Here is a 1,160-nt window from a genome sequence, read left to right on the forward strand (position 1 = left end):
CCTGTAAATTGGCACCCCAGAAATAGGCACCTTGTAAATCGGCACTTTGTAAATTGGCACCCCAGAAATAGGCACCTTGTAAATCGGCACTTTGTAAATTAGCAGCTTCTAAATTGGCACTTTGTAAATTAGCACTTTGTAAATTGGCACGTTGTAAATCGGCACCTTGTAAATTAGCGGCTTCTAAATTGGCACTATTTAAATCGGCACCATTTAACTTAACATTTCTTAAATCGGCACCTTGTAAATTAGCACTACTTAAATCGGCACCTTGTAATTTGGCATCTTGTAAATTAGCACCTTGTAAATTAGCACTACTTAAATCGGCACCTTGTAAATTAGCAGCTTCTAAATTGGCACCTTGTAAATTGGCACTACTTAAATCGGCACCTTGTAAATTAGCACTACTTAAATCGGCACCTTGTAAATTGGCAGCTTGTAAATTGGCACCTTGTAAATTAGCAGCTTCTAAATAGGCACCTTGTAAATTAGCACGCCATAAATCGGCAGAATGTAAATTTCTTTGGGAAGTGGGATTATTGAGAATATCCCAAACCCTTAACCATTTTGCATCTATCTGGGTATTTTTATTTAACTTTACATCTTTTAAATAGGCACTATATATATTGTTACCTTGTAAATCGGCACTATTTAAATCGGCACCTTGTAAATCGGCACCTTGTAAATTGGCACCCCTTAAATTGGCACCCCTTAAATTGGCACCATTTAAATTAGCACCCTGTAAATTGGCACCTTGTAAAGAGGCACGCTCTAAATTGGCATCTTCTAAATCGGCACCCTGTAAATTGGCACCCTGTAAATAGGCATCCTGTAAATTGGCACTACTTAAATCGGCATCCTGTAAATTGGCACGTTGTAAATTGGCACGTTGTAAATTGGCACTACTTAAATCGGCACCTTGTAAATCTCTTTGGGAAGTGGGAATATTGAAAATCTCCCAAACTCTTAACCATTTTGTATCTATCTGGGTATTTTCATTTAACTTAACATTTCTTAAATAGGCACCCTCTAAGTTGGCACCTTGTAAATTGGCACCCTCTAAGTTGGCACCCTCTAAGTTGGCACTTTTTAAATTGGCACCCTCTAAATTGGCACTTTTTAAAGAGGCACTTTTTAAATTGGCACCTCTTAAATTAGCA

General features: G+C 37.8%; 1 protein-coding gene and 1 pseudogene. Both read right to left on the reverse strand.

Annotation, left to right across the window (positions count from 1 at the left end):
* The coding region (locus MW688_RS20320) for a hypothetical protein (protein WP_486737836.1) at positions 1–65 on the reverse strand (65 nt) is incomplete at its 3' end.
* A pseudogene (locus MW688_RS20325) lies at positions 56–1,160 on the reverse strand (pentapeptide repeat-containing protein); the annotation flags it as partial. The pseudogene MW688_RS20325 and the gene MW688_RS20320, both read right to left, overlap by 10 nt.

This window comes from Johannesbaptistia floridana (genome assembly GCF_057440575.1).